Genomic DNA, 26124 nt, shown 5'->3' on the forward strand with positions numbered 1-26124 from the left:
GTGGGTCGTCAGAACAGCTGCGGGTCGTCGAACACGTCGGTGGCCAGCAGGTACACGTACAGGTCGCACAGGGCCAGGCTGGTGAGCGAGGCCCACGCCAGGGCGGAGTGGTACCCGTTCAGGCGGCTGATCCAACCCCACATCCGGTACCGCACCGGATGCGCGGAGAAGTTCTTCAGGCGGCCGCCCATGATGTGGCGGCAGGAGTGGCAGGAGGCGGTGTACCCCCACACCAGCACGATGTTGACCAGGAAGAGCAGCGAGCCGAGGCCCATGTGGCCCCACTCGTACTCCTCGTTCCTGAAGCCGAGCACCGTGTCGTAGGTGAGGATCACGGCGATGCCGGCGGAGGCGTAGAAGAAGTACCGGTGGCTGTTGTTGAGCAGCAGCGGCAGGCGGGTCTCGCCGCTGTAGCGGCGGTGCGGCTCGGCGACGGCGCAGGCCGGGGGGGAGGCCCAGAAGCCGCGGAAGTACGCCTTGCGGTAGTAGTAACACGTCAGGCGGAAGCCCAGCGGCAGGAAGAGGAAGAGCAGCGCGGGCGAGAGCGTCCACCAGTCGCCGAAGAGCGCCCAGTTGGGCCCGCCCTTCATGTCCTCGCAGTTCTCCGCGAGGCAGGGGGAGTAGAACGGCGAGACGTACGGCGCCGCGTAGTAGTCGGAGTTGGCGAACGCGCGCCACGTCGCGTACACGACGAACGCCAGCAGGACGGTGACGGTGACCGTGGGGGCGAGCCACCATCGGTCGGTGCGCAGGTGCCGCTCGCTGATCGCGGCGCGCGCGGGGGCAGGGGAGGGTGGTGGGCTCGGGTCGGTTGTGGTGGCCAAGGAAATCTCCGGGCGCGGATAGACGAGATGAGCGAACGTCAACGGGCGGCGGGCCGCGTCGGCGGGGACAGGGGCGTCAGGGCTGGTGGCATCTCCCGCCCTCGTCGCGGGCTCGGGCCCCCTGCCGGCGGTCGTGGGGCGGCTCGGACACCCGTATCGGCTCCTGGCGCGCGGTGGGGCGCGCGGGCCGTGGGCGGTCCGTGTCACCGCACGCCCGACGCCGGTCAGGGCCGCCGCGTGTTCCGCGTGCGGCACGCCGCGCCAGGCCGTCCGCGCGCCCTGGGGCCACGCGGAACTCGTCGTGCAGCGACATCCCTCAAACCACCTCCGTTGGTGGTGCATCACCGGACCCTGCGAGTGTGTCCCCTCACGCGGCGGGTTGGGAAGAGGGAGGCACGGATCGTCACCACTCCGGTGGCCCGTCAGGGCGATGCGCCGAACAGGTGAGCTGCCGCCGCGCCACCGACGTGTCGCCGGGTCCCACCGGCCACGCTGGACTTCAGTGGCACGGAAAGGCCCGCCGGTGTGATCGCCAGGAGACAGCCAATGCCGGGAACGACACGCCGCCGATGCCGACTCTCCGTCACCGTCCTCGCGGTGGCGGTCTCGACCCTCCTCGCGGGCTGCTCCGGCGGCGGCACCGAGGGGCCCGGCACGCCGACCGCCGCGACGCACGCCGTCGCCCTCGTCCCCCGGGCGGAGCTGAGGAGCGGCGGCTCGGTCACCTGGGCCGTCGACGAGCTGCCCGCCAGCCTCAACGTCTACCACCACGACGCCGGCCAGCTCAGCCAGCACGTCGCCCAGGCCGTCATGCCGATGCTGTTCACCCTCGACCCCGAGGGCGAGCCGGCGCCCAACCCCGACTACCTGCGCTCCGCCGAGGTCACCACCAGGGAGCCGCGGCAGACGGTCGTCTACACCCTGCGCCCGTCGGCGCGGTGGAGCGACGGCGAGCCCGTGGACGCGGCGGACTTCCGCGCCCAGTGGCGGGCCCTGCGCGGGGACGACCCGGCCTACGCGGCGGCGCGCGCCGCGGGCTACGACCGCGTCGAGAGCGTGACCCAGGGGCCGGGGAAGCACCAGGTCACCGTCGTCTTCTCCCGCCCCTACGCCGACTGGCGCTCGCTGTTCAGCCCGCTCTACCCCGAGGCGCTCACCGCCGACCCCGAGCTCTTCACCGAGGGCGTCGCCCCCGGAGCCGGCTCCTCGCCCTCCTCCCCGCCCTCGTCCTCCCCCTCCTCCCCACTCCCCTCCGCGGGCGCCTTCGCCGTCGCCGCGGTGGACCGCGAGGCGGGCACCGTCACCCTCGCCCGCGACGAGGCGTGGTGGGGCCAGCCCGCGCTCCTGGACGAGCTGGTCTTCGCGGCCGTGCCACGCGAGCGGCGCGAGGAGGCGCTGCTCGCCGGGGAGCTCGACGTCGCGGAGGTGACGCCCGCGGTGGCCGCGCGGCTGGCCGCCACCGCCGACGGCGAGGTGTCCCCCGGGCAGTCCCGGCCCCGTCGCGCCCTCACCGTCCACCGCGCCTACGACGCCGCCTACACCCAGCTCACGCTGAACGGCTCGACGCCCGCGCTCGGCGACGAGCGGGTCCGGTGGGCGCTGGCCCGCGCGCTGGACCGCGACGCGCTGGCGGAGGCGGTCCACGCCCCGGCCGGCCTGGTGGCCCGCCCCGTCGGCAGCCACCTGCGCACCCTCGGCCACGCCGGGTACGAGGACACGTCCGACGCCCTCGGCGACAGCAGCGAGGGCGCCAGCACGGCCCTGCTGGAGGAGGCGGGCTGGCGGTACGCCGACCACGTGGGCACGGTCGACGACAACGCCGCGCCCGCCCGGCGGGGCGCGGGCGAGACCGTGCGCCTGAAGGACGGCGACCCGCTCCAGCTCCGCCTCCTCCACCCCACGGGCCCTGGCTCGGAACACCTGAGCACCACGGCGCGGAACATCGCGGACACCCTCGCGGGCGTCGGCGTCCTCGTCGAGGTCAGGGAGGTCCCCTCCGAGGAGTTCTTCTCCCAACGCGTCCCGGCCGGCGACTTCGACCTCGCCCTCTACTCCTGGCCGGCCACGTCGTTCCCGGCCACCGACGCCCTGCCCCGCTTCGCCAAGCCCCAGGGCGCCCTCGCCACCGGCGCCCCCACCGGCGTCGCCGCCGGCCTCACCACCGGCTCCAACCACGCGCGCCTGGGCACCGACCACATCGACCAGCTCCTGACGCAGGCCGGCTCCGAGCTCGACGACGAGCTGCGCGACGAGCTGCTGACCACGGCGGACGCGCGCCTGTGGGCCCTGGCCGGCTCCGTTCCCCTCTACCAGCCGCCGCAGCTGGTGGCCGCTCCCGCCACCCTCGCCGGCGTCGGCGCCCACGGCCTGGCCACCCCCCGCTACGAGGACATCGGCCACCGCCGCTGACCGCGCCGCGCGACGGCGGCCCGCGCCACCGCCGTACGATGTCCGAGGGGCCGGTGCGCCGCCGCCCGAGTCGCCCTCAACCACCACCGCCGGGAGAAGCACCGCGCCATGCCCACGCGCCAGGACATTCGCAACGTCGCCATCGTCGCCCACGTCGACCACGGCAAGACCACACTCGTCGACGCCATGCTGCGCCAGGCAGGCGCCTTCGCGGCCCACCAGCAGGTCGACGAGCGGGTGATGGACACCGGTGACCTGGAGCGGGAGAAGGGGATCACGATCCTCGCCAAGAACACCGCCGTCCGGTACCACCCGAAGGGCGGCGGCGACCCCGTCGTGATCAACATCATCGACACCCCGGGACACGCCGACTTCGGCGGGGAGGTCGAGCGCGGCCTGTCCATGGTGGACGCCGTCGTGCTGCTGGTCGACGCCTCCGAGGGGCCGCTGCCGCAGACCCGTTTCGTGCTGCGCAAGGCGCTGGCCGCCCGGCTGCCCGTCATCCTGTGCGTCAACAAGACCGACCGCCCCGACGCCCGCATCTCCCAGGTGCTCGACGAGACCTACGACCTCTTCCTCGACCTCGACGCGGACGAGGACCAGATCGAGTTCCCCATCGTCTACGCCTGCGCCCGCGACGGAGTCGCCTCGCTGACGCAGCCGGCCGACGGCACGGTCCCCGGCGACAGCGACAGCCTGGAGCCGTTCTTCACCACCCTGCTCGACGCCGTGCCCGCGCCGGTCTACGAGGAGGGCGCGCCGCTCCAGGCCCACGTCACCAACCTCGACGCGGACAACTTCCTCGGCCGGATCGCGCTCTGCCGCATCCGCCAGGGCACCCTGCGCAAGGGCCAGACCGTGACCTGGCTGCGGCGCGACGGCACCGCGCAGAGCGTCCGCGTCACCGAGCTGCTGATGACGCACGCCCTCACGCGGCGGCCCGCCGAGGAGGCCGGCCCCGGCGACATCTGCGCCGTGGCGGGCATCCCCGACATCATGATCGGCGAGACCCTCGCCGACCCCGAGCACCCGGTGGCGCTGCCGCTGATCACCGTGGACGAGCCGGCGATCTCCATGACGATCGGCATCAACGCCTCGCCGCTCGTCGGCCGTGGCGCCAGCCGCGGCAAGCCGCACAAGGTGACGGCCCGGCTGGTGAAGGACCGTCTGGACCGCGAGCTGGTGGGCAACGTCAGCCTCCGCGTGCTGCCCACCGAGCGGCCCGACGCCTGGGAGGTGCAGGGCCGGGGCGAGCTGGCGCTGGCGATCCTGGTGGAGACGATGCGCCGCGAGGGCTTCGAGCTGACCGTCGGCAAGCCCGAGGTGGTGACGCGGGAGATCGACGGAAAGGTCCACGAGCCGGTCGAGCGGATGACGATCGACGCGCCCGAGGAGCACCTGGGCGCGATCACGCAGCTGATGGCGTCGCGCAAGGGCCGGATGGAGACGATGACCAACCACGGCTCGGGCTGGGTGCGGATGGAGTTCCTGGTGCCCTCGCGCGGACTGATCGGCTTCCGCACCGAGTTCCTGACCGAGACCCGGGGCACGGGCATCGCGCACAGCATCTTCGAGCGGCACGAGCCGTGGGCCGGCGAGCTGCGCACCCGTCGCAGCGGCTCGCTCGTCGCCGACCGCTCGGGTGTGGCGACGGCGTACGCCATGCTGAACCTCCAGGAGCGCGGCACGATCTTCGTCGAGCCGGGCACCGAGGTCTACGAGGGCATGATCGTCGGCGAGAACTCCCGCTCCGACGACATGGACGTGAACATCACCAAGGAGAAGAAGCTCACCAACGTCCGCTCCTCCACGGCGGAGGTGACGGAGAACCTGGTGCCGCCGCGGAAGCTCTCCCTCGAACAGTGCCTGGAGTTCTGCCGCGAGGACGAGTGCGTGGAGGTCACGCCCGGCGAGGTGCGCATCCGCAAGGTGGTGCTCGACCAGCGCGACCGCGCCCGCGCCACCGCGCGCGCCAAGCGGCAGTAACGCTCCCCCTCCCGGGCCGCGCACGGCGTGGCCCGGGTCGGGGTGACACGGGCCGGCGTGGTCGGTGCGGCGTGGTCGGTGCGGCGGGCGAGGGTGGTCAGCCGCCGCCCAGCACCACCGTGTGCCAGGTGAAGCCGTCGGCCGAGAGGCGGTAGTGCCCCGGGTTGGTGAGGTCGGTCAGCAGGTACCCGGCGCGGGTCAGCAGCGGCTCCTCCGGCGGCGGCCCGGGACGCTCCACGGCGAAGGTGTACCCGCCGTCGCGGCTGACGTAGATCGCGTCGTACCCGTAGACCCGCAGGCTGCCGTCGGTGGCCGTCATGGGCGTGCCGAGGAGCGCCCCGGGGCGGCTGTCGCCGTCCAGGTGCCGCCACACGCGGCGCCAGGACCGCCCGTCGTCCTCGCTGACGTGGATGCCGAGGAGGCTGTCGCCGTACAGGCTGGAGGTGCCGCCGTCGGGCTCGTCCGACAGGCCGTTCTCGAGCGCGTACAGCCCGTCGGGGCCGGCGGCCAGCCACACGTCGCGGTGCCGGACCAGGTTCCGGAACGGTGGGGCGGTCGGCAGCGGCGCGAGCGTCCGCCAGCCGCGCCCCGAGGCGCGGGAGACCGCCAGGGCCGGGTCGCCCGTCTCCGGGTCGCGGCCGGCGACCCAGTGCCGGCCGTCGCCCAGCGGGCGCGGCTCGCCCAGGTCGGTGAGGCGTGGCTGCTCCCGCAGCAGGCGGTACGCGGCGGTCTCGGGCATGAGCGCGACCAGGCCGTCCGTCGTCAGGGAGAGCCGGGCGCCGTCCGGTATCGCGGCCACCGTGCCCTCGGGCCGCGCCTCGCCGCTGGTCCAGCTGCGGCCGGCGTCGCGCGTGACCCACACGGCATCGTCCCCGAGGTCGTACGGGTCGCCCTGCGCGGACAGCCGCGCGTGGCCGGGGGAGGCGGCCTCGACGAGGAAGCCGAACTCGTCCAGGTCCCCGTCGCCCATCGGCGCCTCCCGCAGCCGCCACGCGCCGTCGCCGTCGAGCACGGCCACGCCGAAGGCACAGTCCCGGCCGGCTCCCCGGGGCAGCGTCTGCCGGCACTCGGCCAGCAGCGCGAAGCCGTGCTCCTCGTCCGCGAAGTCCAGCCCGAGGACCCGTCCCGGCAGCTCGGGGGCAGAGGGGACGCGCGGCGCCTCGACGGAGGGGGCGGGGCTCGCGGCGGGGAGTGGGTCCGACGCGGCGGGGTCCCGCTCCGGCTCCTGCTCCCCTCCCAGTGAGCAGCCGGTCAGCGCGCCGGCGAGGAGAGCGGCCACGAGGGCCATCCGACCGTGCGCGCGCCTCAGCCCGCGTCCACGCATGAGCCCCTCCCCGAATGGCGGAGTCGTTATGAAAACGATATATCAGCCGCCGCCTCCGGCATACGGGCGGTTTCCGGCAACACGCCACCCGTCGCGTCGCCGGAGGGTCGGGCGGCGGAGTCGCGCAGGGGATCTCATGGTGTGTAGATCTCTTATGTCCGTTATGTCGTCGTACGGGAGGCCCCATGCGCACCGCGACTCGTCTCTCCAGCGCGTTCCTCGCCGTCTCCGTCGCCCTGGCAGCCGCGGCCTGCGGCGGGGGTGGCGGCGACGGAGGTGACGGCGGCGACGCGCTCGTGCGCGCCTCCTGGGGCGATCCCGCCCACCCGCTCGAACCCGCGAACACCAACGAGGTGCAGGGCGGCAAGGTGCTCGACATGATCTTCCGGGGCCTGAAGCAGTACAACCCGGAGACCGGCGAGGCCGAGGACATGATGGCCGAGTCGATCGAGACCGACGACCAGCAGACGTTCACCATCACCATCGAGGACGGCTGGACCTTCCACGACGGCACCCCCGTCACCGCCGAGTCCTACGTCGACGCCTGGAACTACGGCGCCCACCTCGACAACCAGCAGGTCGGCAGCTACTTCTTCCAGTTCATCCAGGGCTACGAGGACGTCCACCCCGCCGAGGCCGACACCCAGCCGAGCGCCGACACCATGAGCGGCCTCGAGGTCGTCGACAGGCACACCTTCCGGGTCACCCTCACCCAGCAGTTCAGCCTCTGGCCCGAGACCCTCGGCTACGCCGCCTACGCGCCGCTGCCCAAGGCGTTCTTCAACGACCACGAGGCGTACCTCGCCAAGCCCATCGGCAACGGGCCCTACCGGGTGGACTCCTACACCCGCAGCCAGAGCATGCGCCTGCTGGCCTACGACGACTACGCCGGCCCGGACGAGGCGAGGAACGAGGGCGTCGAACTGCGGGTCTACACCGACAACAACACCGCCTACACCGACCTCCAGGCAGGGAACCTCGACGTCATCGACGACGTCCCCGCCTCCCAACTCGCCAACGCCGAGGCCGACCTCGGCGACCGGTACATCAACCAGCCCGCCGGCATCATCCAGACCGTCACCTTCCCCCTCTACCGCCAGGAGTGGCAGGGCGAGGACGCCCGCCAGATCCGGCGGGGCCTGTCGATGGCGATCGACCGCGACGCGATCACCGACCGCATCTTCCACGGCACCCGCACCCCCGCCTCCGACTTCACCTCACCCGTCCTCGGCGAGGCCGGCGGCTTCGACCCCGGGATCTGCGGCGACACCTGCGAGTACAACCCCGACGAGGCCCGCCGTCTCATCGAGGACGCCGGCGGCCTGCCCGGCGGCTCCGTCAGCCTCTCCTCCAACGTCGACACCGGCTCCCACCGCCAGTGGATGGACGCGGTCTGCAACAGCATCAACAACGTGCTCGGCGACACCGGCGCCTGCACCGTCGACCCCGTCCCCACCTTCGCCGACTTCCGCAACCGGATCATGGCCGACGAGATGACCGGCATGTTCCGCACCGGCTGGCAGATGGACTACCCGCTGATCCAGAACTTCCTCCAGCCGATCTTCTACACCGACGCCTCCTCCAACGACGGCAGCTACAGCAACCCCGAGTTCGACAACCTCGTGGACGAGGCCAACGCCACCGCCGACGCGGACGAGGCCGTCGGCCTCTTCCAGCAGGCCCAGGAGATCCTCGTCGAGGACCTGCCGGCGATCCCGCTGTGGTACCAGAACGGCACGGCCGCCCACTCCGAGCGCGTCAGCGACGTCCGGCTCAACCCGTTCTCCGTCCCCGTCTTCACCGAGATCAGGGTCAGCTGACCGTGGGGCGCTACGTCATCCGGCGCCTGTTGCAGATGATCCCGGTCTTCCTCGGCGTCACCTTCCTGATCTTCGTGATGGTGTACGCCCTGGGCGACCCGGTCACCGCACTCTTCGGCGACCGCGCCCCCGACCCCGCCACCGCCCAGGCGCTGCGCGAGGAGTTCCACCTCGACCGCCCGCTGTGGCAGCAGTACCTCTACTACCTCCGCGACATCTTCTCCGGCGACTTCGGCACCGCCTTCAACGGGCAGCCCGTCAGCGAGCTGATGGGCAGCGCGTTCCCCGTCAGCTTCCGCCTGATGCTCGTCGCCATCGTCTTCGAGGCGATCATCGGCATCACCCTCGGCGTCCTCACGGGCCTGCGGCGCGGCCGGCCCCTGGACACCGGCGTCCTGCTGGCCACCCTCGTGGTGATCGCGATCCCCACGTTCGTGCTGGGCACCACCGCCCAGTTCTTCCTCGGCGTCGAACTGGGCTGGATCGACCCGGCCGTCAGCCCCGAGGCCACCATCGGCGAGCTGATCGTCCCGGGCCTCATCCTCGCCCTGGTCTCGCTCGCCTACGTCACCCGCCTCACCCGCGCCTCCGTCGCGGAGAACGCCCGCGCCGACCACGTCCGCACCGCCGTCGCCAAGGGCCTGCCCCGACGGCGCGTCACCGTGCGCCACCTGCTGCGCACCTCGCTCATCCCCGTGGTCACCTACCTCGGCACCGACATCGGCAACCTCATGGCCGGCGCCATCGTCACCGAGCGGATCTTCAACATCCAGGGCGTCGGCTACCAGCTCTACCAGGGCATCCTGCGCCAGAACTCGCCCACCGTGGTCGGCTTCGTCACCGTCCTGGTCGTGATCTTCCTCCTCGCCAACCTCCTCGTGGACCTCCTGTACGCCGTGCTCGACCCGAGGATCCGCTATGCCTGAACAGCTGCCGGGACAGCCCGACGAACGGCCCCGCGGAGGCCAGCCGCCCGAGGCGCCGCAGGGCGCCACGACCGGCCGTCCGCCGGTCGAACCCGCCGCCGAGACCGACGCCGAGATCCTGGCCGCCCCACCCGCCGAGCAGCAGCTGGCCACCGAGGACGCCGAGGCGGCGCCCCCCCGCGGCCTGTCCTCCGACGCCTGGCGCGACCTGCGCCGCAACCCCGTCTTCCTGATCTCCGGCCTGCTGATCTGCTTCCTGATCGTCATCGCGATCTGGCCCGGGCTCATCGCCTCCGGCAACCCCCACCGCTGCGACCTCGCCCACTCCCTCCAGGGCCCGAGCGCGGGGCACTGGTTCGGCTACGACACCCAGGGCTGCGACGTCTTCACCCGCACCGTCTACGGCGCCCGCGCCTCCATCACCGTCGGCGTCTTCGCCACCCTCGGCGTCGCCCTCCTCGGCGGCGTGCTCGGCGGCCTCGCCGGCTGGGTCGGCGGCGCCTTCGACGCGGTCCTCTCCCGCCTCACCGACGTCTTCTTCGGCATCCCGATGGTGCTGGGCGCCATCGTCTTCCTCAGCATGATCACGCTGGAGGGCGTCTGGCCCGTCGTGCTCGTGATCGCCGCCCTGGGCTGGCCGCCGGTCGCCCGCGTCGCCCGCGGCTCCGTCGTCACCACCAAGCAGAACGACTACGTCCTCGCCGCCCGCGCCCTCGGCGCCGGCACCCCGCGCCTCCTGCTCCGGCACATCCTGCCCAACGCCCTCACCCCCGTGATCGTGATGGCGACCATCGTGCTGGGCACGTTCATCGCGCTGGAGGCGACCCTCAGCTACCTCGGGGTCGGCCTGCGGCCGCCGACCGTCTCCTGGGGGGTGGACATCTCCGCCGCCTCCGACGGCATGCAGTTCCGCAACGCCCCCCACATCCTGCTCTACCCGGCCGCCGCGCTGAGCCTGACGGTGCTGGCCTTCATCATGCTCGGCGACGCCGTCCGCGACGCCCTCGACCCGAAGCTGCGCTAGCCGGCGGCGGCTGCGCCAGGACCCAGGACCCACCCCGAGAAGCCCAGGAAGCCCAGGAAGCCCAGGAACCAGGAACCAGGAAGCCCGGGAGAACGGAGAACGCCGATGCTGCTGGAGGTACGGGACCTCGCCGTCGCGTTCCACACCCGCGACGGCGAGGTGCCCGTGGTCAACGGCGTCAGCCTCGCCGTGGACGCCGGCGAGACCCTGGCGGTGCTGGGGGAGTCGGGCTCGGGCAAGTCCGTCACCGCCCAGGCCGTGATGGGCATTCTCGACACCCCGCCCGCCCGGGTCACGGGCGGGGAGATCCACTTCCAGGGCGCCGACCTGCTGACCGTCAGCGCCGAGGAGCGGCGGCGCGTCCGCGGCGCGCGCATGGCGATGATCTTCCAGGACGCGCTCTCCGCCCTGAACCCCGTCCTGTCCGTGGGCTTCCAACTCGCCGAGATGTTCCGCGTCCACCGCGGCGCCTCCCGCGCCGAGGCCCGCGACCGGGCCGTCGAGCTCATGAAGCGGGTCGACATCCCCGCCGCCGAGCAGCGCGTGGGCGACTACCCCCACCAGTTCTCCGGCGGCATGCGCCAGCGCATCATGATCGCCATGGCGGTGGCCCTCAACCCGGCGCTGGTCATCGCCGACGAGCCGACCACGGCACTCGACGTCACCGTGCAGGCCCAGGTGATGGACCTCCTCGCGGAGCTGCGGCGCGAGCACCGCATGGGCCTGATCCTCATCACCCACGACCTCGGCGTCGTCGCCGACGTGGCCGACCGCATCGCGGTGATGTACGCGGGCCGCGTCGTCGAACACGCGCCGGTCCGCGAACTGTACGCCGCGCCCGCCCACCCGTACACCCGGGGACTGCTGGAGTCGGTGCCGCGGCTGACCGGCCGCCGCGGCGAGCTGCCCGCCATCAGGGGCCTGCCGCCCAGCCCGCTGGCCGTCCCGCCCGGCTGCCCCTTCCATCCGCGCTGCCCGCTGGCCCGTGACGTCTGCCGCGTCGACCGGCCGCCGCTCTACCCGGTCTCCGAGGGCCGCCGCAGTGCCTGCCACTTCTGGGAGGAGGCCATCCGTGGCTGAGCCCGCCGAGCCCGCCGAGCCCGCCGAGCCCGCGAACCGGTCCGAGCCCGCGGAACCCGCGGAGCGGGCCGAGCCCGTCCTCGAGGTGGACGACCTGGTCAAGCACTACCCCCTGACCCGGGGCGTCCTGATCCGCCGCCGGATCGGGGAGGTGCAGGCCGTCTCCGGGATCTCCTTCACGCTGCGGCCCGGCGAGACCCTCGGCATCGTCGGCGAGTCGGGATCGGGGAAGTCGACCGTGGCGAAGCTCGTCACCGGCCTGGAGAAGCCCACCTCGGGCCACATCCGCTACCGGGGCCAGGACGTCACCGCGATGACGGGCCGGGCGCTGAAGGCGATGCGCCGCCACGTCCAGCTCGTCTTCCAGGACCCCTACACCTCGCTCAACCCGCGGATGACGGTCGGCGACATCGTCGGCGAGCCCTTCGCCATCCACGCCGAGACGGTGCCGAAGGCCGAACGCCCGCGCCGCGTGCGGGAGCTGCTGGAGCTCGTCGGCCTGAACCCCGAGTACGTCCGCCGCTACCCCCACCAGTTCTCCGGCGGCCAGCGGCAGCGCATCGGCATCGCCCGCGCCCTGGCCCTCCACCCGGAGATCGTGGTGGCCGACGAGCCGGTCTCGGCCCTCGACGTCTCGGTGCAGGCCCAGGTGATCAACCTGATGGCGCGTCTCCAGCGGGAACTCGGCCTCGCCTACGTCGTCATCGCCCACGACCTGGCCGTGGTGCGGCACATCTCGGACCGGGTCGCTGTGATGTACCTGGGGAAGATCGTCGAGGTCGGCACCGAACGGGAGATCTACGAACACCCCACCCATCCCTACACCCAGGCGCTGCTCTCGGCCGTTCCCGAGCCCGTGCCGCCGCAGGACCGCGAAGGGGCGGGGGAGCGGATCGTGTTGACCGGCGACGTGCCCTCGCCGGCCGCGCCGCCCTCCGGCTGCCGCTTCCGCACCCGCTGCTTCAAGGCGCGGCCGAAGTGCGCGGAGGTGGAACCGCTGTTGGAGGTGCCGCCGTGGTTCCGCGACGCACCGGGAGCGGTGAACCACCCCTCCGCCTGCCACTACGCGGCGGAACGCGAGGCGTAGGGCCTCGGACGGGCTTTGGGCGGCACGGCGCCTCGGCGACGCGGCCTGACCTGGCACGATCCACCGGACAGACCCCAGCGCGCGAGGCGCGGGGAGACGCGCACCGGGGCGGTGCGGACGCACTGGCCGCACCGCCCCGGTCTTACGGCACCCGCACGGCCGTTGCGGCTGAGTCTTCTGCGTCCGCATATCGGTGCGGCGACGCCGGTGTTGCTGACGTGTTAACACCCCGTGGGCCAGCATTCATGCGCGTATGTCCGGAATCTGAGAGGGAAGTCAATCACGATTCAGACTCAATCCGCATAATCTTGCCTTCCAATTATCTCTCATGGGCTCATCACATCGTCATGGCTTGACGAGCATCCTGATGGCTTGCCACAGTCGCGAGCTACCAACGATCTACACGCGCAGCATGTCGACACCGTCGGGGGGCACGAAGCCTGATGTCCAGCCCAACCAAGGTCGTCGGATCCGCCGAGACAGCGGAACCGGCCGTGACCGGGCCAGTCACCGAACTGGCCGGTCGTTCCCCCGGGCAGCTGATGTGGCGCCGCTTCCGGCGCGACAGGACCGGAGTCGTGGCGGCCTGCGTCGTCCTGGCGTTCTTCGCGATCGGCCTGCTCGCGCCGCTCATAGCCAGCCTGTACGGCAAGGACCCGTACACCCGCTACGGCGACATCCAGCCGGGCCTGCTCAACGAGTACGGGTACCCGGTGAAGCCCAACGGCGGCATCGACGGGGAGTTCTGGTTCGGCGTGGAGCCCCGCTCCGGCCGCGACGTCCTCACCCTGCTGCTCTACGGCATCCGCAACTCGCTCCTGATCGCCGTCGCCGTGGCCCTGATCGCCACCGTCATCGCGATCGTGCTCGGGGTCGCCGCCGGCTACCTCGGCGGCAAGTGGGACTACTTCATCAGCCGGTTCACCGACCTGCTGATGGCCTTTCCCCAGCAGCTGTTCTTCGTCGCGTTCATCCCGATCGTCACCACCTTCTTCGTGGCCAACCAACGCGAGGAAACCCCGAAATGGGTCGAAGTGGTCGCCATCATCCTGGTGCTCTCGATACTCGGTTGGATGACCCTGGGCCGCATCCTGCGCGGCGTGACGCTCTCGCTGCGTGAGCGCGAGTTCGTCGAGGCCGCCCGCGTCAGTGGCGCGGGGCCGTGGCGCATCATCCGCAAGGAGCTGCTGCCCAACGTCGTCTCGCCGATGCTCGTGCAGTCCACCTACATGCTGCCGAACTTCGTGACCTCCATCGCGGGCCTGTCCTTCCTCGGCGTCGGAATCCGCGAACCCACGCCCGACTGGGGCCGGATGTTCGCGACGGCCGCCGATGTCTACCGCGAGGACGTCACCTACATGTTCTTCCCCGGGATCGCGATGGTCGTCTTCGTCGTCGCCTTCAACCTCCTCGGGGACTCCCTCCGGGACGCCTTCGATCCGAAGACGGCGCGGTGACCCCGGTGACCACTGACACCTACGACCAGACGGACACGAACAGGCAGGAGCACACAGACCGATGAGCGAGAGAGCACGGGCCGGCGGGCGCACCCTCAGGCTGCCCCCCTACCTGTCGAGAAGAGCGGTCCTCGCCATGGGCGGCGGCCTCGCCGTGGCCGCGTGCAGCAGTGGCGGCGGCGGTGGCGGCGAGAACCTCGAGGGCAACGGGCCGGAGGAGCTCAAGGGCATCCTCTTCGGCACCGAGGAGCAGTCGCGCGGCCCCGCCCCGGCGGTCGAGGGCGGCCGCCCCGGCGGCACCATCTTCATGATGAACCAGGTCGCCCCCGAGCACCTCGACCCTGCCCAGATCTACGTCTCCCACGAGATGATGCACGCCAAGCTGTACCACCGTGGCCTGACCGGCGTTCAGCTGGACAACCAGGGCAACTACACGGTCGTCGGCGACCTGGCCACCGACTCGGGGCGGACCTCCGAGGACGGCAGGACCTGGACGTTCACCCTGAAGGACAACATCCTGTGGGAGGACGGCAGCCCCATCACCTCGGCCGACGTCCGGCACACGGTCGAGCGCATGTTCGCCGACTTCGTCGCCCAGGGCCCGAAGTACCTCCAGGGCTGGCTCGCCGGTGACGCCGCGAACTACCGCGACCTGCTGCCCGGCGGCCCCTACAACGGCGACCACCTGCCGGACTCCGTCCTGGAGACCCCGGACGAGAAGACCATCATCTTCCACTTCGAGCAGCCCCAGCTCGACCTGCCGTACTGCCTGGCCATGGCCGGCTACGCCGTGGTCTCCCAGGCCCACGACACGAACCCGGACACGGGCCAGGAGAAGTACGACCAGACCCCGCTGTGCTCCGGGCCGTACCGCATCGACGCGCACGAGCCGGGCAAGTCCATGGTCCTGGTGCGCAACGAGCACTGGCAGGCCGACACCGACCCGCTGCGCAACGCCTACCCCGACCGCTGGGAGATGTCCTACGGCCACTCGCCCGAGGACTCCACCGCCCGCCTGATGGCCGACCGCGGCGACGACCAGTACGCCGTCAACTTCAGCGACGGCCTCGACGGGAACAACGGCCCCGGCGTCATCGAGGACCCGCAGTACCAGGACCGCCTGCTCGACGGCTACCAGTCCTACGTCTGGCTGCTGGCCATCAACCAGGACCGCGTCACCGACAAGCGGATCCGCGAGGCCATCTGCCACGCCCTGCCGCTGACCGGCATCCGCAACGCCTACGGCGGCGCGCTCGGCGGCGAGTTCGCCGGCGGCATGATCAGCCCGCTGCTCCCCGGCTACCAGGAGGGCTACGACCCCTACGGCAAGCTCGCCAAGCCCGAGGGCGACCGCGAGAAGGCCCGTCAGCTGCTGGAGGAGGCCGACGCCGTCGGCTACGAGCTGAACTTCTACCACCACAACGGTACGGAGGACCAGCAGTACGGCCCGGCCATCGAGGCCGCCCTGGAGGACGTCGGCTTCCGCGTGAACCGCACCCAGGGCCCCTCGGAGACCTACTACGACGAGATCGGCGTGGTCGAGAACGGCCTGGACATCTACCGCTCCTCCTGGGGCCACGACTGGCTGTCCTCCTCGACCATCATCCCGCCGCTCTTCGACAGCCGGCAGATCGAGGACGGCGCCGCCACCTACGCCCACCTCCGCGACGACCACGTGGACTCCGAGATCGACCGCATCTCGGCCATCGCGGACCCGGAGGAGCAGGCCACGGAGTGGTTCAACCTCAACAAGCACATCCTGGAGGAGATCCTCCCGGTGGTGCCGGCCTTCTACTACCGCATGATCCTGCTCCACGGCTCGAAGGTCGGGGGCGCGGTCTTCAACGACGACCTCAGCAGCATCGACCCGACCAAGGTCTTCGTCACCGACGCGTAACGCACCGCCCGCAGGGTGCCCCGCCCCCCGCCTGACACGCGGGGGGCGGGGCACCTCCCGACCCGCGCCGGATCCGACCGCTCCGGCCCACCCACCCGGTTTCCCAGAGGCTGCGACCGATGCTCCGATTCCTGGTCAGGCGAACGCTTGGCGCCATCGTCATCCTGCTGCTCATCAGCGCGACCACCTTCTTCCTCTTCTGGGCGGTGCCGCGCAACCCGGCGATCCTCGCCTGCGGAAAGGGCAACTGCACCGCCGCGGAGTTGGCGGTCGTCGAGCGCAACCTCGGCATCGACTCCCCCATCCCCCAGCAGTACTGGGACTACATGGTGGGGCTCTTCATGGGCCGGTCGTTCCCCGCCGGAGAGTGCCCCGCGCCCTGCCTCGGCTTCTCCTTCCGCAACAACGCGCCCGTCTGGGAGACCATCCTCGACCGGATGCCGGTCACCATCTCCCTGGCCGTCGGCGGCGCCGTGGTGTTCCTCGTCCTCGGCCTCGGCTTCGGCATGCTGGCCGCCTGGCGCCGCGGCACCCTGCTCGACAAGTCGATGAGCTCCGCCTCGCTGGTGCTCAGCTCGATCCAGATCTACTTCCTCGGCCCGCTGGCCCTGTTCGTCCTGGTCCACAGCACGGGACTACTCAGCCAACCGGAGTACGTGCCCATCAGCGAGGATCCCGGGTCCTGGTTCGCCGGCATGCTCCTACCCTGGCTGGTGTTGGCGACGATCTTCACCGCCAACTACACCCGTATGTCGCGTGCCACGCTCATCGAGCAGCTCCAGGAGGACCACGTCCGCATGGCGAGAGCCAAGGGCATGTCACGCCGCACGGTCTTCTTCCGCTACGCCTGGCGAGGCTCGCTGATCCCCGTCGTCACCATCCTCGGCGTCGACATGGGCTCGCTCCTCGGCGGCGCGATGATCACGGAGTACACCTTCACCCTGCACGGTCTGGGCAGGCTCGCGGTGGAGTCGGTGATGGAGTCCGACCTGCCGATGCTCATGGGCGTGATGCTCTTCTCCGCCTTCATGATCGTCATCTTCAACATCATCATCGACGCCTGCTACGCGCTCATCGACCCGCGCGTACGCCTGGCCTGAAGGACGGGGAGTGGACGACGTGACCCTCACCAAGACCGACACCCCGAAGCCGGCGGACGCCTCGGGCGGCGACGGCACCGGCGCCGCCGACGACACACCCTTCCTGTCCGTGCGCGACCTGCGGGTGCAGTTCCGCACCGAGGACGGCGTCGTGAAGGCCGTCGACGGCCTGTCCTTCGACGCCTGGCGCGGCAGGACCCTCGGCATCGTCGGCGAGTCGGGCTCCGGCAAGTCGGTGTCCACCCAGACCATCCTGGGCCTGCACAACCCCGACAGCACCACGATCACCGGCGAGATCCTCCTCGACGGCCAGCAGCTGGTCGGCGCGGGCGAGCGTCAGCTCCAGCGGCTGCGCGGCAACACCGTGGCCACGATCTTCCAGGACCCGCTCACCGCGCTCTCGCCGTACTACACGATCGGCCGCCAGATCGCCGAGCCGTTCCGCAAGCACCGCGGCGCCGGCAAGCGGGAGGCGCGCGAACGCGCGATCGAGATGCTGTCGAAGGTCGGCATCCCGAACCCCAAGCAGCGGGTCGACGACTACCCGCACCAGTTCTCCGGCGGTATGCGGCAGCGCGCCGTGATCGCCATGGCGCTGGTCTGCAACCCCGACCTGCTCATCGCCGACGAGCCGACGACCGCGCTCGACGTCACCGTGCAGGCCCAGATCCTGGACCTGCTGGCCGAGCTCCAGCAGGAGTTCGGCTCCGCGATCATCCTCATCACCCACGACCTCGGCGTCGTCTCCCAGGTCTCCGACGACATCCTCGTGATGTACGCGGGTCGCGCCGTGGAGCGCGGCAGCGTCCGCGAGGTGCTGCGCGCGCCCCAGCACCCGTACACCTGGGGTCTGCTGAGCTCCATGCCCCGGCTCGCGGGAGACGTCAGCAAGGAGCTGGTGCCGATCGTCGGCACCCCGCCGAGCCTGCTCTCCCCGCCGCCCGGCTGCCCGTTCGAGCCGCGCTGCTCCTACCCCTCCGAGGTGACGGGATCGGCCAGCTGCGCGAGCGACCGTCCCGAGCTGCCCGCGGGGCGCGGCGCCGCCTGCCACCTCACCCCCGAGCAGAAGCGGACGTTCTTCATCGAACGCGTCCTGCCCCGCCTCGGCTAGCGAACGTCTCAAGGTTGGATAGCGATGACCACCGTCAGCACGAAGAAGGACCAGGGAAGCACCGGCCAGGGCGGCGCCGACCAGGGCGGCGCGACCCGGGAGCCCCTGATGACCGTCGAGGGACTGGTCAAGCACTTCCCCGTCAAGGGCGGCTTCCCGATCCGCAGGACCGTGGGCGCGGTCAAGGCCGTCGACGGCCTCGACTTCACCATCCACGCCGGCGAGAGCCTGGGCCTGGTCGGCGAGTCGGGCTGCGGCAAGTCCACCACGGGACGGCTGCTCGCCCGGCTGCTGGAGCCCTCCGCCGGCACGATCCGCTACCGCGACCGGGACATCACCCGCGCCAACCGGCGGCAGCTGGCCCCCATCCGCTCCGAGATCCAGATGATCTTCCAGGACCCGTACTCCTCCCTCAACCCGCGCCAGACGGTCGGCACGATCATCGGCGGGCCGATGGAGGTCAACGGCATCAACCCGCCCGGCGGGCGCGAGGCCCGCGTCCGCGAGCTGCTTCAGACCGTCGGCCTCAACCCCGAGCACTACAACCGCTTCCCGCACGAGTTCTCCGGCGGCCAGCGGCAGCGGATCGGGGTGGCGCGGGCCCTGGCGCTGGAGCCCAAGCTGATCATCGCCGACGAGCCGGTCTCGGCCCTCGACGTGTCGATCCAGGCCCAGGTGGTGAACCTGCTCCGCCGCGTCCAGCGGGAGCTCGGCATCGCCTTCCTCTTCATCGCCCACGACCTCGCCGTGGTGCGCCACTTCTCCGAGCGCGTCGCCGTCATGTACCTGGGCAAGATCGTCGAGGTCGGCGACCGCCAGGCCATCTACGAGCGTCCGCGCCACCCCTACACCCACGCCCTGCTCTCCGCCGTGCCCGAGGGCGTCCTCGACGAGGTCATCGACGAGCGGCTGGAGGAGGTCACCGACGAGGAGACCGCCGACGAGGAGGCCGCGGCCGGGCGCCGCGAGCGGATCCGCCTCACCGGCGACGTGCCCTCGCCCACCAACCCGCCCTCGGGCTGCCGCTTCCGCACCCGCTGCTGGAAGGCGCAGGACAAGTGCGCGGCGGAGGAGCCGCCGCTGGTCCGTCTCTCGGGCAACGCGGAGGGGCACCTGACCGCCTGTCACTTCCCCGAGGAGGGCACCACCCTCGCCCGAGGCGAGGACATCATCATGAAGGCTGGCTGACCACAAGCCGGTTGAGTGGCGCACCTCCCGACGCGACGGGGGCGTGCGCCCCTCATCTGCACCCATGCATCCACCATGCCGTCACACGGACCGTTAGGATCCGTCGCGCGGGGTGGTAAGAGGCATGCGAAGCCAGACGTCATGGAGGTGACCCACGTGCTCTCCGTATCCGCGGTGCTGCTGCTTGGCGTCGTTGTCGTCCTGTTGATAAGGAAGCAGGGTCTGAAGGCCCTGCACGCCGCGCTCTGCGTCCTCCTCGGCTTCTACCTCGCGAGTTCCAGCATGGCGCCCAGCATCAACGACTTCGGCGACACCATGGCCGAAGTGATCAACAACATCAGCGACGCCGCCTCCTGACCCCCGCCCGACCGGCCCGGCCGGGGGGCGGGCCGGTCGCGCCCACGACCGCGCCGGGCGGTTAGGCTCACCACCATGAGGAGCGGTGGTTCTGGCCAGGCAGGGGGGCGGCTGCTGCTGGTGCACGCCCACCCCGACGACGAGTCGATCAACAACGGCGTCACCATGGCCGCGTGCGTGGAGGCGGGGGCGCACGTCACCCTCGTCACCTGCACGCTGGGCGAGGAGGGCGAGATCATGGTCCCCGGCCTGGCCCACCTCGCGGCCGACCGGGACGACGCCCTCGGCCCGCACCGGGCGGAGGAACTGGCGGCGGCGATGCGGGCCCTCGGCGTCACCGACCACCGGCTGCTGGGCGGCCCAGGACGCTGGCGCGACTCCGGCATGATGGGCCTGCCGTCCAACGACCGGCCGCACGCCTTCTGGCAGGCCGACGTGGCCGAGGCCGCCGCCGTCCTGGCCGGCGTGATCCGCGAGGTCCGCCCGCACGTGCTGGTCACCTACGACCCCCACGGCGGGTACGGCCACCCCGACCACGTCCAGGCCCACCGGGTCGCCACGCGCGCGGCCGAACTCGCCGCGGCCGACGGCGCCCCCGTCGCCCGCGTCCTGTGGAACCGCCTGCCCCGCTCCGTCGCGGAGCGCGCCGTCGGCAGGCTGTGGGCCGAGGGCCCCGGGCGCTTCGGCGGCGTCGTCGACCTCGAGGACCTCCCCGGTCTGGTGCCCGACGAGCGCGTCGCGCTCGCCGTCGAGGGCACCCGGGCCCAGCTCGCGGCCAAGACGCGGGCCATGGCCGCCCACGCCACCCAGCTGGAGGTGGAGGCCGACCGCGGCACCTTCTCCCTGACCAACGACCGCGCCCAGCCGCTGTGGAGCACGGAGTACTACGAACTCGCGGCCGGTGACCCGCTGCCGCCGGGTGCCCGTTCCGTCTTCGACGGCCTCGACCTGGCGGGTGCCCGGTGACGGGGCAGGTGAGCCTCGGGCGGGCCCTGGCCTACGTGGGCCTGGTGGTGCTGGGGTTGGCGGCCGGCCTCGCCGGCTCGTTGGTCCAGGCGGGCTGGTTCCCGCTCGGCCTGCTGCTGGCGTTGGGCGGCGCGGCCGGCCTCTTCTGGGGCGGCGCGCTGCTGACCGGCAGCCGGGCGGGTGCCGCCGCCCCGGCCGGAGGCTGGGCGTTGGCCGTGATGCTGCTGACGGCCTCCCGCCCCCAGGGCGACTTCATCTTCGCCTCGGGCGTGGGGAGCTACCTCTTTCTCTTCGGTGGCATGCTCATCGCCACGCTCTGCGCCACCCTGGCCCCCAGCCGTCGCCCCCTCTTCGTGATTCCCGACACCCCCACGCGTCGCTGAGAAACGCCCACCCGGCCCGCCACCCCGTCCCACCGGCGCGCCTTCGTGCAACGGATCCTGTGGCGGCGGCGTCGCAACCCTCCGGCCCCAGTATGGTGGGGCTCGCCACCCGAGCCCGCCGTTGTGGGCCGGCTGGTGTAGCCAACCGGGAGATCCTGCCTTGAGTCGTGAACCAGACAGTCCGTCCCCCATGCCCGGCGAGGGGGAGAACGTGGGCCACGCCGGCGCCCCGAAGCCGGAACAGCAGACAGAGACCACGCTGACGACGCGCGCCCGGATCAACATCCCAGGATCCCGGCCCATTCCGCCCATCGTGGTGCGGGAGACCGTCAACGAGACCACCGCGCAGGGCCTGCCGGCGGCGGCACCGCCACCCGAGGCGGCGGCGAGCGCCGACGCGGGAACGGCCGCGGGCGCCGGCGCGGGCGAGGACAAGGGCAAGAAGACGAGCTCCTGGTTCGAGCCCCGCAAGCCCCCCCGGCCCGGCGGCGTCCCGATGCCCGGCACGGTCGGCGCGGGGGCCGCCGCGGGGGCCGGAGAGGGCCGCCCGCCCCGGCCGCAGGACGGGCCGCCGTCCCGGCACGCGTCGACCCCGCCGCCGCCCGGCCCGCCGAGCGAGACCCCGGCCGGTGGCATCCCCGGCCTCGGCCGTTCCGCCCCCACCTGGTTCCCGGCCACCGACACCCCGCCGGACGGCACCGCCTCGGTGCCGGCCATGCCCCCCGCGCCACGGCCCGACGGCGGGCCGCTGCCCGCGCCCACGCCCCAGCGCTCCTCGGCGCCGCCCACGACGCCCGCGCCCCGCGCCGCCGCGTCGGCCTCGGGCCCCACGCCGACGCCGCCGCACGGCGTCGGGCCGCTCGGTCCCGGTATGGGCGGTCGTGGTCCGGCCGGGCCGACCACGGGCCCCGGCACCGGCTCGACGCCCATGCCGCCGCCCGGCGAGGACCTGGCCGCCACCACGATGGACCTCGGCGGACCGTTTCCTCCGGCGCCGCCGCCCGGCCGGGTCGACTCCGGTCTGACGGCCACCGGCTCCCTGCCGACCTTCGGCCCCGACGCCCGCCCCACCCCGGGCGGCCCTCCGACGCCCGCCGGCGGGCTCCCCGGCCTGGCCAGCATCGACGGACCCGACGCCGCCGAGCGCGACGGCCGGGAGGGCCGGGAGCGCCGGGACGGAAAGGACGAGGAGCCGGCCGCGGCGCCCGCGTCCGCCGGGCCCTCGGCCGCGGCGGCCGCCGCGCGGCGCAGGAAGCGGGGCAGGCTGCGGCTGGCGCTCCTCGGCCTCGCCGGCGTCGGCGTCGTCGCCTACGGCGCCGGTCTGTTGCTCAACTCCGACGACGTGCCGCGCGGCACCACCGTCCTCGGCGTCGACCTCGGCGGCACCACCTCGCAGGAGGCCACCAACCGGCTGGAGTCCGCGCTCGACCACGCCAACAACGACCCGTTGACGGTCGTCGTCGGCGGCCAGGAGGTCAAGCTGCTGCCCAGCGTCGCCGGCCTGGCCGTGGACACGGAGGCGACGGTCCGCAGCGTCTCCGGCCAGGACTACAGCCCCGTCACCGTCATCGGCTCCCTCTTCGGCGCCGAGCGGGCCGAGGAGGCCGTCTTCGCCATCGACCGGGAGAAGCTGACCGTCGCCCTGGAGGACATCTCCGCGGAGCACAGCGGTGACGGGGCGCCGATCGAGGGCGACGTCACCTTCGAGAACGGCGAGGCGATCGGGCATCCGGGCGAGCCGGGCCGCGCGCTCGACGTGGCCGCGGCGGTCGAGGCCGTCGAGGCCGAGTTCCGGGAGCGGGCGGCGACCGGCCGCGAGACGGCCCTCGAACTGCCGATGACGGAGCAGCAGCCCGCCGTCGACGCGGCCGAGGTGGAACGCGCCATGGACGAGTTCGCCGAGCCGGCCATGTCCGGCTGGCTGTGGGTGGTTGCCGGAGACGCGGAGCTGGCGTTCGCCGACGACGGCACGCTGAGCCGGCTGCTGTCGATGGAGCCGAGCGACAACGGCACCCTCCAGCCGGTGATGGACCTGGAGGGGCTGGCCGAGGCGTACGGCAGCACCTTCGACAACGTGATGATCGACTCCGCCAGCGGGCTCGTCCCCGTGACGCCCGAGCACATCGCGGCGGCGATGATCAACGCGCTGCGCGAGCCCGCCGTCGCCAACGAGGGCGTCGACCGGCGCGAGGCCGTGGTCACGAACGCCGTCAGCCAGTAGCGCGGCCGGTCCGTCCGCCCGCCCGTCCACCCGCCCGGTCGGCTCTTGCCGGCCGGGCGGACCTACGGCAGCTCGCGGTAGTGGTAGCGGTGGTGCTCGGTGAAGCCGAGGCGGCGGTAGAGGGTCAGGGCGGGCTCGTTGTCGGTCTCGACCTGGAGGTACGCCGCGCTCGCGCCCTCGGCGAGCGCGGCCTGTGCCAGCGCCGCCATCACGGCCGTCGCCAGACCGCGCCGTCGGTGCGCGGGTGCCACCTGGATCGCCGCGAAGCCGGCCCACCGGCCGTCCACGACGCAACGGCCCACGGCCGCCGTCTCCTCGCCGTCGCCCGCGCCGTCGTCCGCGGCGGCGGGCTGCGCGGCGGCGGTGGCGAACCACACGGAGGGGCCGCCGGTCAGCACGCGCCGGGCCGTTCCCGGATCCTGCTCGGCCCGCGGGTAGCCGCGCAGCCACGCCTCGGTCAGCTCGCGCCCCACCTCGATCCGCTCCCGCGGCGGCCGGCCGTTCGAGGGCACGTCGTCCGGGGCCAGGTCGGCCAGCGGTGCCAACGGGGCGACCAGGCAGGCCGTCTCCGCCACGGCCCGCCAGCCGGCCGCGGCCAGCGCGGCGTCGAGTGACGCGGCCGCCTCCGCGTCGGGGTCCGGGGCGCGCTCCGCGCCCGCCGCGGGCGTGACCACGTGGAGCCGGGCGGGCAGGCCGCGCGCGGCGTACCAGGCCACCACCCGGTCCAGCTCGGACGGGTCCGCCTCGGGGCGCTCCGGCGCGGCGTGAGCCCCGGTGCGGTACGCGGAGTTCGCCCGCCGCGTCCATCCGCCGCCCGCGCCCGCGCTCCAGCCGCCGATCCGCTCCCGTTCCGGCGCGGGCCAGCCCCGGGCGGCGACCCACGTCAGCTCCCTGACGTCCGCCGCCGGCACGCCGCGGGCGCGCGCCGGGGTCGGTGGCACCACCTTGGCGGCGACCAGGTCGGACTCCGCCAGCCGCGCGACCCGCCCGTCCCGGCGTGTGACGCGCAGCACGCCGTTCTCCCAGGAGCTGAGCACACCGAGCGTGTCGGTGAAGCGGGCGGGCCAGTCGCCCGGCGCCGCCACCGTGCGGACGGACACGCGTCGGCCCACGTCGGAAGGGGTGATGCGGACCTCAAGCCGTCCGCCGGCCACGAAATCCACCGGGTTTTACCCCCTCGTTAGCGTCCTTCGACCCTCAGCGGCGATACTAGGGCTCAGCATCGACGACCATGCGCTCCCCGCGCTGAACGAGGAGGACTGACGGCGTGACCTACGTCATCGCGCAGCCTTGTGTTGACCTGAAGGACAAGGCCTGCATCGAGGAGTGCCCCGTCGACTGCATCTACGAGGGGAAGCGCTCCCTGTACATCCACCCCGACGAGTGTGTCGACTGCGGCGCCTGCGAGCCGGTCTGCCCGGTGGAGGCGATCTTCTACGAGGACGACACCCCAGAGGAGTGGAAGGACTACTACAAGGCGAACGTCGAGTTCTTCGACGAGCTGGGCTCGCCCGGCGGCGCCAGCAAGCTGGGCCTGATCGAGCGGGACCACCCGTTCATCGCGGCGCTCCCGCCGCAGGAGCACGACGAGTAGGCCCCGCGCCCGCGTTCCCCGCACCGCTCCGCTCCGCTCTCCCCATGACGTCGTCCCCACCCGAGCAAGGCCCCTGAGCACCGTGCCCTCTCTCGCATCCCGCGTCCCCGCCTTCCCCTGGGACCGCCTGGAGCCGTACAAGGCCACCGCGGCCGCGCATCCCGACGGCATCGTCGACCTGTCGGTCGGCACCCCCGTCGACCCGGTGCCCGAGCCGGTCCAGCGGGCCCTGAGCGACGCCGCCAACAGCCCCGGCTATCCCACGGTCTGGGGCACGCCGGCGCTGCGGGACGCGATCCTCGGCTGGTGCGAGCGGCGTCTGGGCGCGCGTGGCGTCGGCCTCGCGCACGAGAACGTGCTGCCGGTCATCGGCTCCAAGGAACTGGTCGCCTGGCTGCCCACCCAGCTGGGCCTCGGCCCGGGTGACCGGGTCGCCTTCCCCGAGCTCGCGTACCCCACCTACGAGGTGGGGGCGCGGCTGACCGGCGCCGAGCCGGTGCCGTACCGGGCCGGCGAGCTGCCGGATCCCGAGGGGCTGCGCCTGCTGTGGCTCAACTCCCCGGCCAACCCGACGGGGCAGGTGCTGACGCCGACGCAGCTGCGCGAGGCGGTGGCGTTCGGCCGCGAGCACGGGGTGCTCGTCGTCAGCGACGAGTGCTATCTGGAGCTGGGGTGGGAGGCCGACCCGCGGTCGGTGCTCCACCCGGAGGTGTGCGGCGCGGCCGACGGCGGCACGGAGGGGTCGCGGGGGCCGGGGGGACCGGGAGTCTCGGGGCTCGTCGCCGTGCACTCGCTGTCCAAGCGGTCGAACCTCGCGGGCTACCGTCCGGCGTTCCTCGTCGGCGACGCCACGGTGCTGGGCGAGCTGCGGGAGATCCGCAAGCACGGCGGGATGATGGTCCCCGCCCCGGTGCAGGCGGCGATGGTGGCGGCGTTGGGCGACGACACGCACGTGGCGGTCCAGCGCGAGCGGTACGCGGCCAGGCGTCAGGCGCTGCGGGCGGCGCTGGAGCGGCGCGGCTTCCGCGTGGTGCACAGCGAGGCGTCGCTGTACCTGTGGGCGACGCGGGACGAGCCGTGCTGGGACACGGTGTCCGACCTCAGCAAGCGGGGCGTGCTCGTGGCGCCCGGGGACTTCTACGGCGCCGCGGGGGAGCGCTTCGTCCGGGTGGCCTTCACCGCGACGGACGAGCGCGTCGCGGAGGCCGTGCGCCGGCTCGGCTGACGGCCGGACGCGTTCGAGGGGTCGGGCTGCGAGGCGTCCAAAGCGCGTCAGGGACGCGTGCGTCGGGACGAACGCGCGGAGGGCGGGAACGTGGGGTCCCGCCCCCCGCGCGTCAGGTCTCGATCCCTGGTCACCGACTCCGCCG

Annotated in this window: 21 protein-coding genes; 18 read left to right on the plus strand and 3 right to left on the minus strand. The window is 72.7% G+C overall.

Annotated features, from left to right (window positions below):
- Positions 1 to 8: 8 nt before the first annotated feature.
- Positions 9 to 824, minus strand: coding sequence for a hypothetical protein (locus ACTWP5_RS19005; RefSeq protein ID WP_443222203.1), 816 nt, complete (start codon positions 822 to 824; stop codon positions 9 to 11).
- A gap of 546 nt (positions 825 to 1370) precedes the next feature.
- Between ACTWP5_RS19005 and ACTWP5_RS19010 the strand changes: the two genes are divergently transcribed.
- Both ACTWP5_RS19010 and typA read left to right on the plus strand, forming a co-directional pair.
- Complete coding sequence (locus ACTWP5_RS19010) at positions 1371 to 3233, plus strand: ABC transporter family substrate-binding protein (protein WP_443222204.1); 1863 nt, start codon at positions 1371 to 1373, stop codon at positions 3231 to 3233.
- Positions 3234 to 3341: 108 nt separating this feature from the next.
- Positions 3342 to 5219 carry a translational GTPase TypA gene (gene typA, locus ACTWP5_RS19015; protein ID WP_443222205.1) on the plus strand — a complete coding sequence of 626 codons (1878 nt, stop codon included), beginning with the start codon at positions 3342 to 3344 and terminating at the stop codon, positions 5217 to 5219.
- A gap of 97 nt (positions 5220 to 5316) precedes the next feature.
- On the opposite strand, the gene ACTWP5_RS19020 is transcribed toward typA, so the two are convergent.
- Positions 5317 to 6498 carry a hypothetical protein gene (locus ACTWP5_RS19020; RefSeq protein WP_443222206.1) on the minus strand — a complete coding sequence of 394 codons (1182 nt, stop codon included), beginning with the start codon at positions 6496 to 6498 and terminating at the stop codon, positions 5317 to 5319.
- Positions 6499 to 6728: 230 nt separating this feature from the next.
- Here ACTWP5_RS19020 and ACTWP5_RS19025 point away from each other — a divergent pair, with 230 nt between their 5' ends.
- The 14 genes from ACTWP5_RS19025 (at position 6729) to ACTWP5_RS19090 (ending at position 23160) form a co-directional block, all read left to right on the plus strand.
- Positions 6729 to 8363, plus strand: a complete 1635-nt coding sequence (locus ACTWP5_RS19025; protein ID WP_443222207.1) for a peptide ABC transporter substrate-binding protein — start codon at positions 6729 to 6731, stop codon at positions 8361 to 8363.
- A gap of 2 nt (positions 8364 to 8365) precedes the next feature.
- Positions 8366 to 9289 (plus strand): ABC transporter permease, encoded by a 924-nt coding sequence (locus ACTWP5_RS19030; protein WP_443222208.1) that lies wholly within the window; start codon positions 8366 to 8368, stop codon positions 9287 to 9289.
- Complete coding sequence (locus ACTWP5_RS19035) at positions 9282 to 10313, plus strand: ABC transporter permease (protein WP_443222209.1); 1032 nt, start codon at positions 9282 to 9284, stop codon at positions 10311 to 10313. Before ACTWP5_RS19030 ends, ACTWP5_RS19035 begins: the two co-directional genes overlap by 8 nt.
- Positions 10314 to 10418: 105 nt before the next feature.
- Positions 10419 to 11393, plus strand: a complete 975-nt coding sequence (locus ACTWP5_RS19040; RefSeq protein WP_443222210.1) for an ABC transporter ATP-binding protein — start codon at positions 10419 to 10421, stop codon at positions 11391 to 11393.
- Positions 11386 to 12480, plus strand: coding sequence for an ABC transporter ATP-binding protein (locus ACTWP5_RS19045; protein ID WP_443222211.1), 1095 nt, complete (start codon positions 11386 to 11388; stop codon positions 12478 to 12480). Before ACTWP5_RS19040 ends, ACTWP5_RS19045 begins: the two co-directional genes overlap by 8 nt.
- A 443-nt stretch (positions 12481 to 12923) precedes the next feature.
- Positions 12924 to 13937, plus strand: coding sequence for an ABC transporter permease (locus tag ACTWP5_RS19050; protein WP_443222212.1), 1014 nt, complete (start codon positions 12924 to 12926; stop codon positions 13935 to 13937).
- 61 nt (positions 13938 to 13998) lie between these two features.
- A complete protein-coding gene (locus ACTWP5_RS19055) occupies positions 13999 to 15834 on the plus strand; it encodes an ABC transporter substrate-binding protein (RefSeq protein ID WP_443222213.1) in 1836 nt (611 codons plus the stop codon).
- A 119-nt stretch (positions 15835 to 15953) separates the two neighbouring features.
- Complete coding sequence (locus ACTWP5_RS19060) at positions 15954 to 16934, plus strand: ABC transporter permease (RefSeq protein WP_443222214.1); 981 nt, start codon at positions 15954 to 15956, stop codon at positions 16932 to 16934.
- A gap of 19 nt (positions 16935 to 16953) precedes the next feature.
- Positions 16954 to 18045: an ABC transporter ATP-binding protein gene (locus tag ACTWP5_RS19065; protein WP_443222262.1), complete on the plus strand. Its 1092-nt coding sequence runs from the start codon at positions 16954 to 16956 to the stop codon at positions 18043 to 18045.
- Between the two features lie 108 nt (positions 18046 to 18153).
- A complete protein-coding gene (locus ACTWP5_RS19070; RefSeq protein ID WP_443222263.1) occupies positions 18154 to 19233 on the plus strand; it encodes an ABC transporter ATP-binding protein in 1080 nt (359 codons plus the stop codon).
- 141 nt (positions 19234 to 19374) lie between these two features.
- A complete protein-coding gene (locus tag ACTWP5_RS19075; RefSeq protein WP_443222215.1) occupies positions 19375 to 19590 on the plus strand; it encodes a hypothetical protein in 216 nt (71 codons plus the stop codon).
- 75 nt (positions 19591 to 19665) lie between these two features.
- On the plus strand, positions 19666 to 20556 hold the full coding sequence (mshB, locus tag ACTWP5_RS19080) for an N-acetyl-1-D-myo-inositol-2-amino-2-deoxy-alpha-D-glucopyranoside deacetylase (protein WP_443222216.1): 891 nt from the start codon (positions 19666 to 19668) through the stop codon (positions 20554 to 20556).
- Complete coding sequence (locus tag ACTWP5_RS19085) at positions 20553 to 20939, plus strand: DUF6113 family protein (protein WP_443222217.1); 387 nt, start codon at positions 20553 to 20555, stop codon at positions 20937 to 20939. The genes mshB and ACTWP5_RS19085 overlap by 4 nt, the downstream gene beginning before the upstream one ends.
- 190 nt (positions 20940 to 21129) lie before the next feature.
- Positions 21130 to 23160: a peptidoglycan binding domain-containing protein gene (locus tag ACTWP5_RS19090; RefSeq protein WP_443222218.1), complete on the plus strand. Its 2031-nt coding sequence runs from the start codon at positions 21130 to 21132 to the stop codon at positions 23158 to 23160.
- A 62-nt stretch (positions 23161 to 23222) separates the two neighbouring features.
- On the opposite strand, the gene ACTWP5_RS19095 is transcribed toward ACTWP5_RS19090, so the two are convergent.
- A complete protein-coding gene (locus ACTWP5_RS19095) occupies positions 23223 to 24323 on the minus strand; it encodes a GNAT family N-acetyltransferase (protein ID WP_443222219.1) in 1101 nt (366 codons plus the stop codon).
- 104 nt (positions 24324 to 24427) lie between these two features.
- Between ACTWP5_RS19095 and fdxA the strand changes: the two genes are divergently transcribed.
- Complete coding sequence (gene fdxA / locus ACTWP5_RS19100) at positions 24428 to 24754, plus strand: ferredoxin (protein ID WP_443222220.1); 327 nt, start codon at positions 24428 to 24430, stop codon at positions 24752 to 24754.
- 82 nt (positions 24755 to 24836) lie between these two features.
- Positions 24837 to 25979 carry a succinyldiaminopimelate transaminase gene (dapC, locus tag ACTWP5_RS19105; protein ID WP_443222221.1) on the plus strand — a complete coding sequence of 381 codons (1143 nt, stop codon included), beginning with the start codon at positions 24837 to 24839 and terminating at the stop codon, positions 25977 to 25979.
- The last annotated feature ends 145 nt before the right edge of the window (positions 25980 to 26124 follow it).

This window comes from Streptomyces sp. 4N509B (genome assembly GCF_052245655.1).
Lineage (GTDB): Bacteria > Actinomycetota > Actinomycetes > Streptomycetales > Streptomycetaceae > Streptomyces.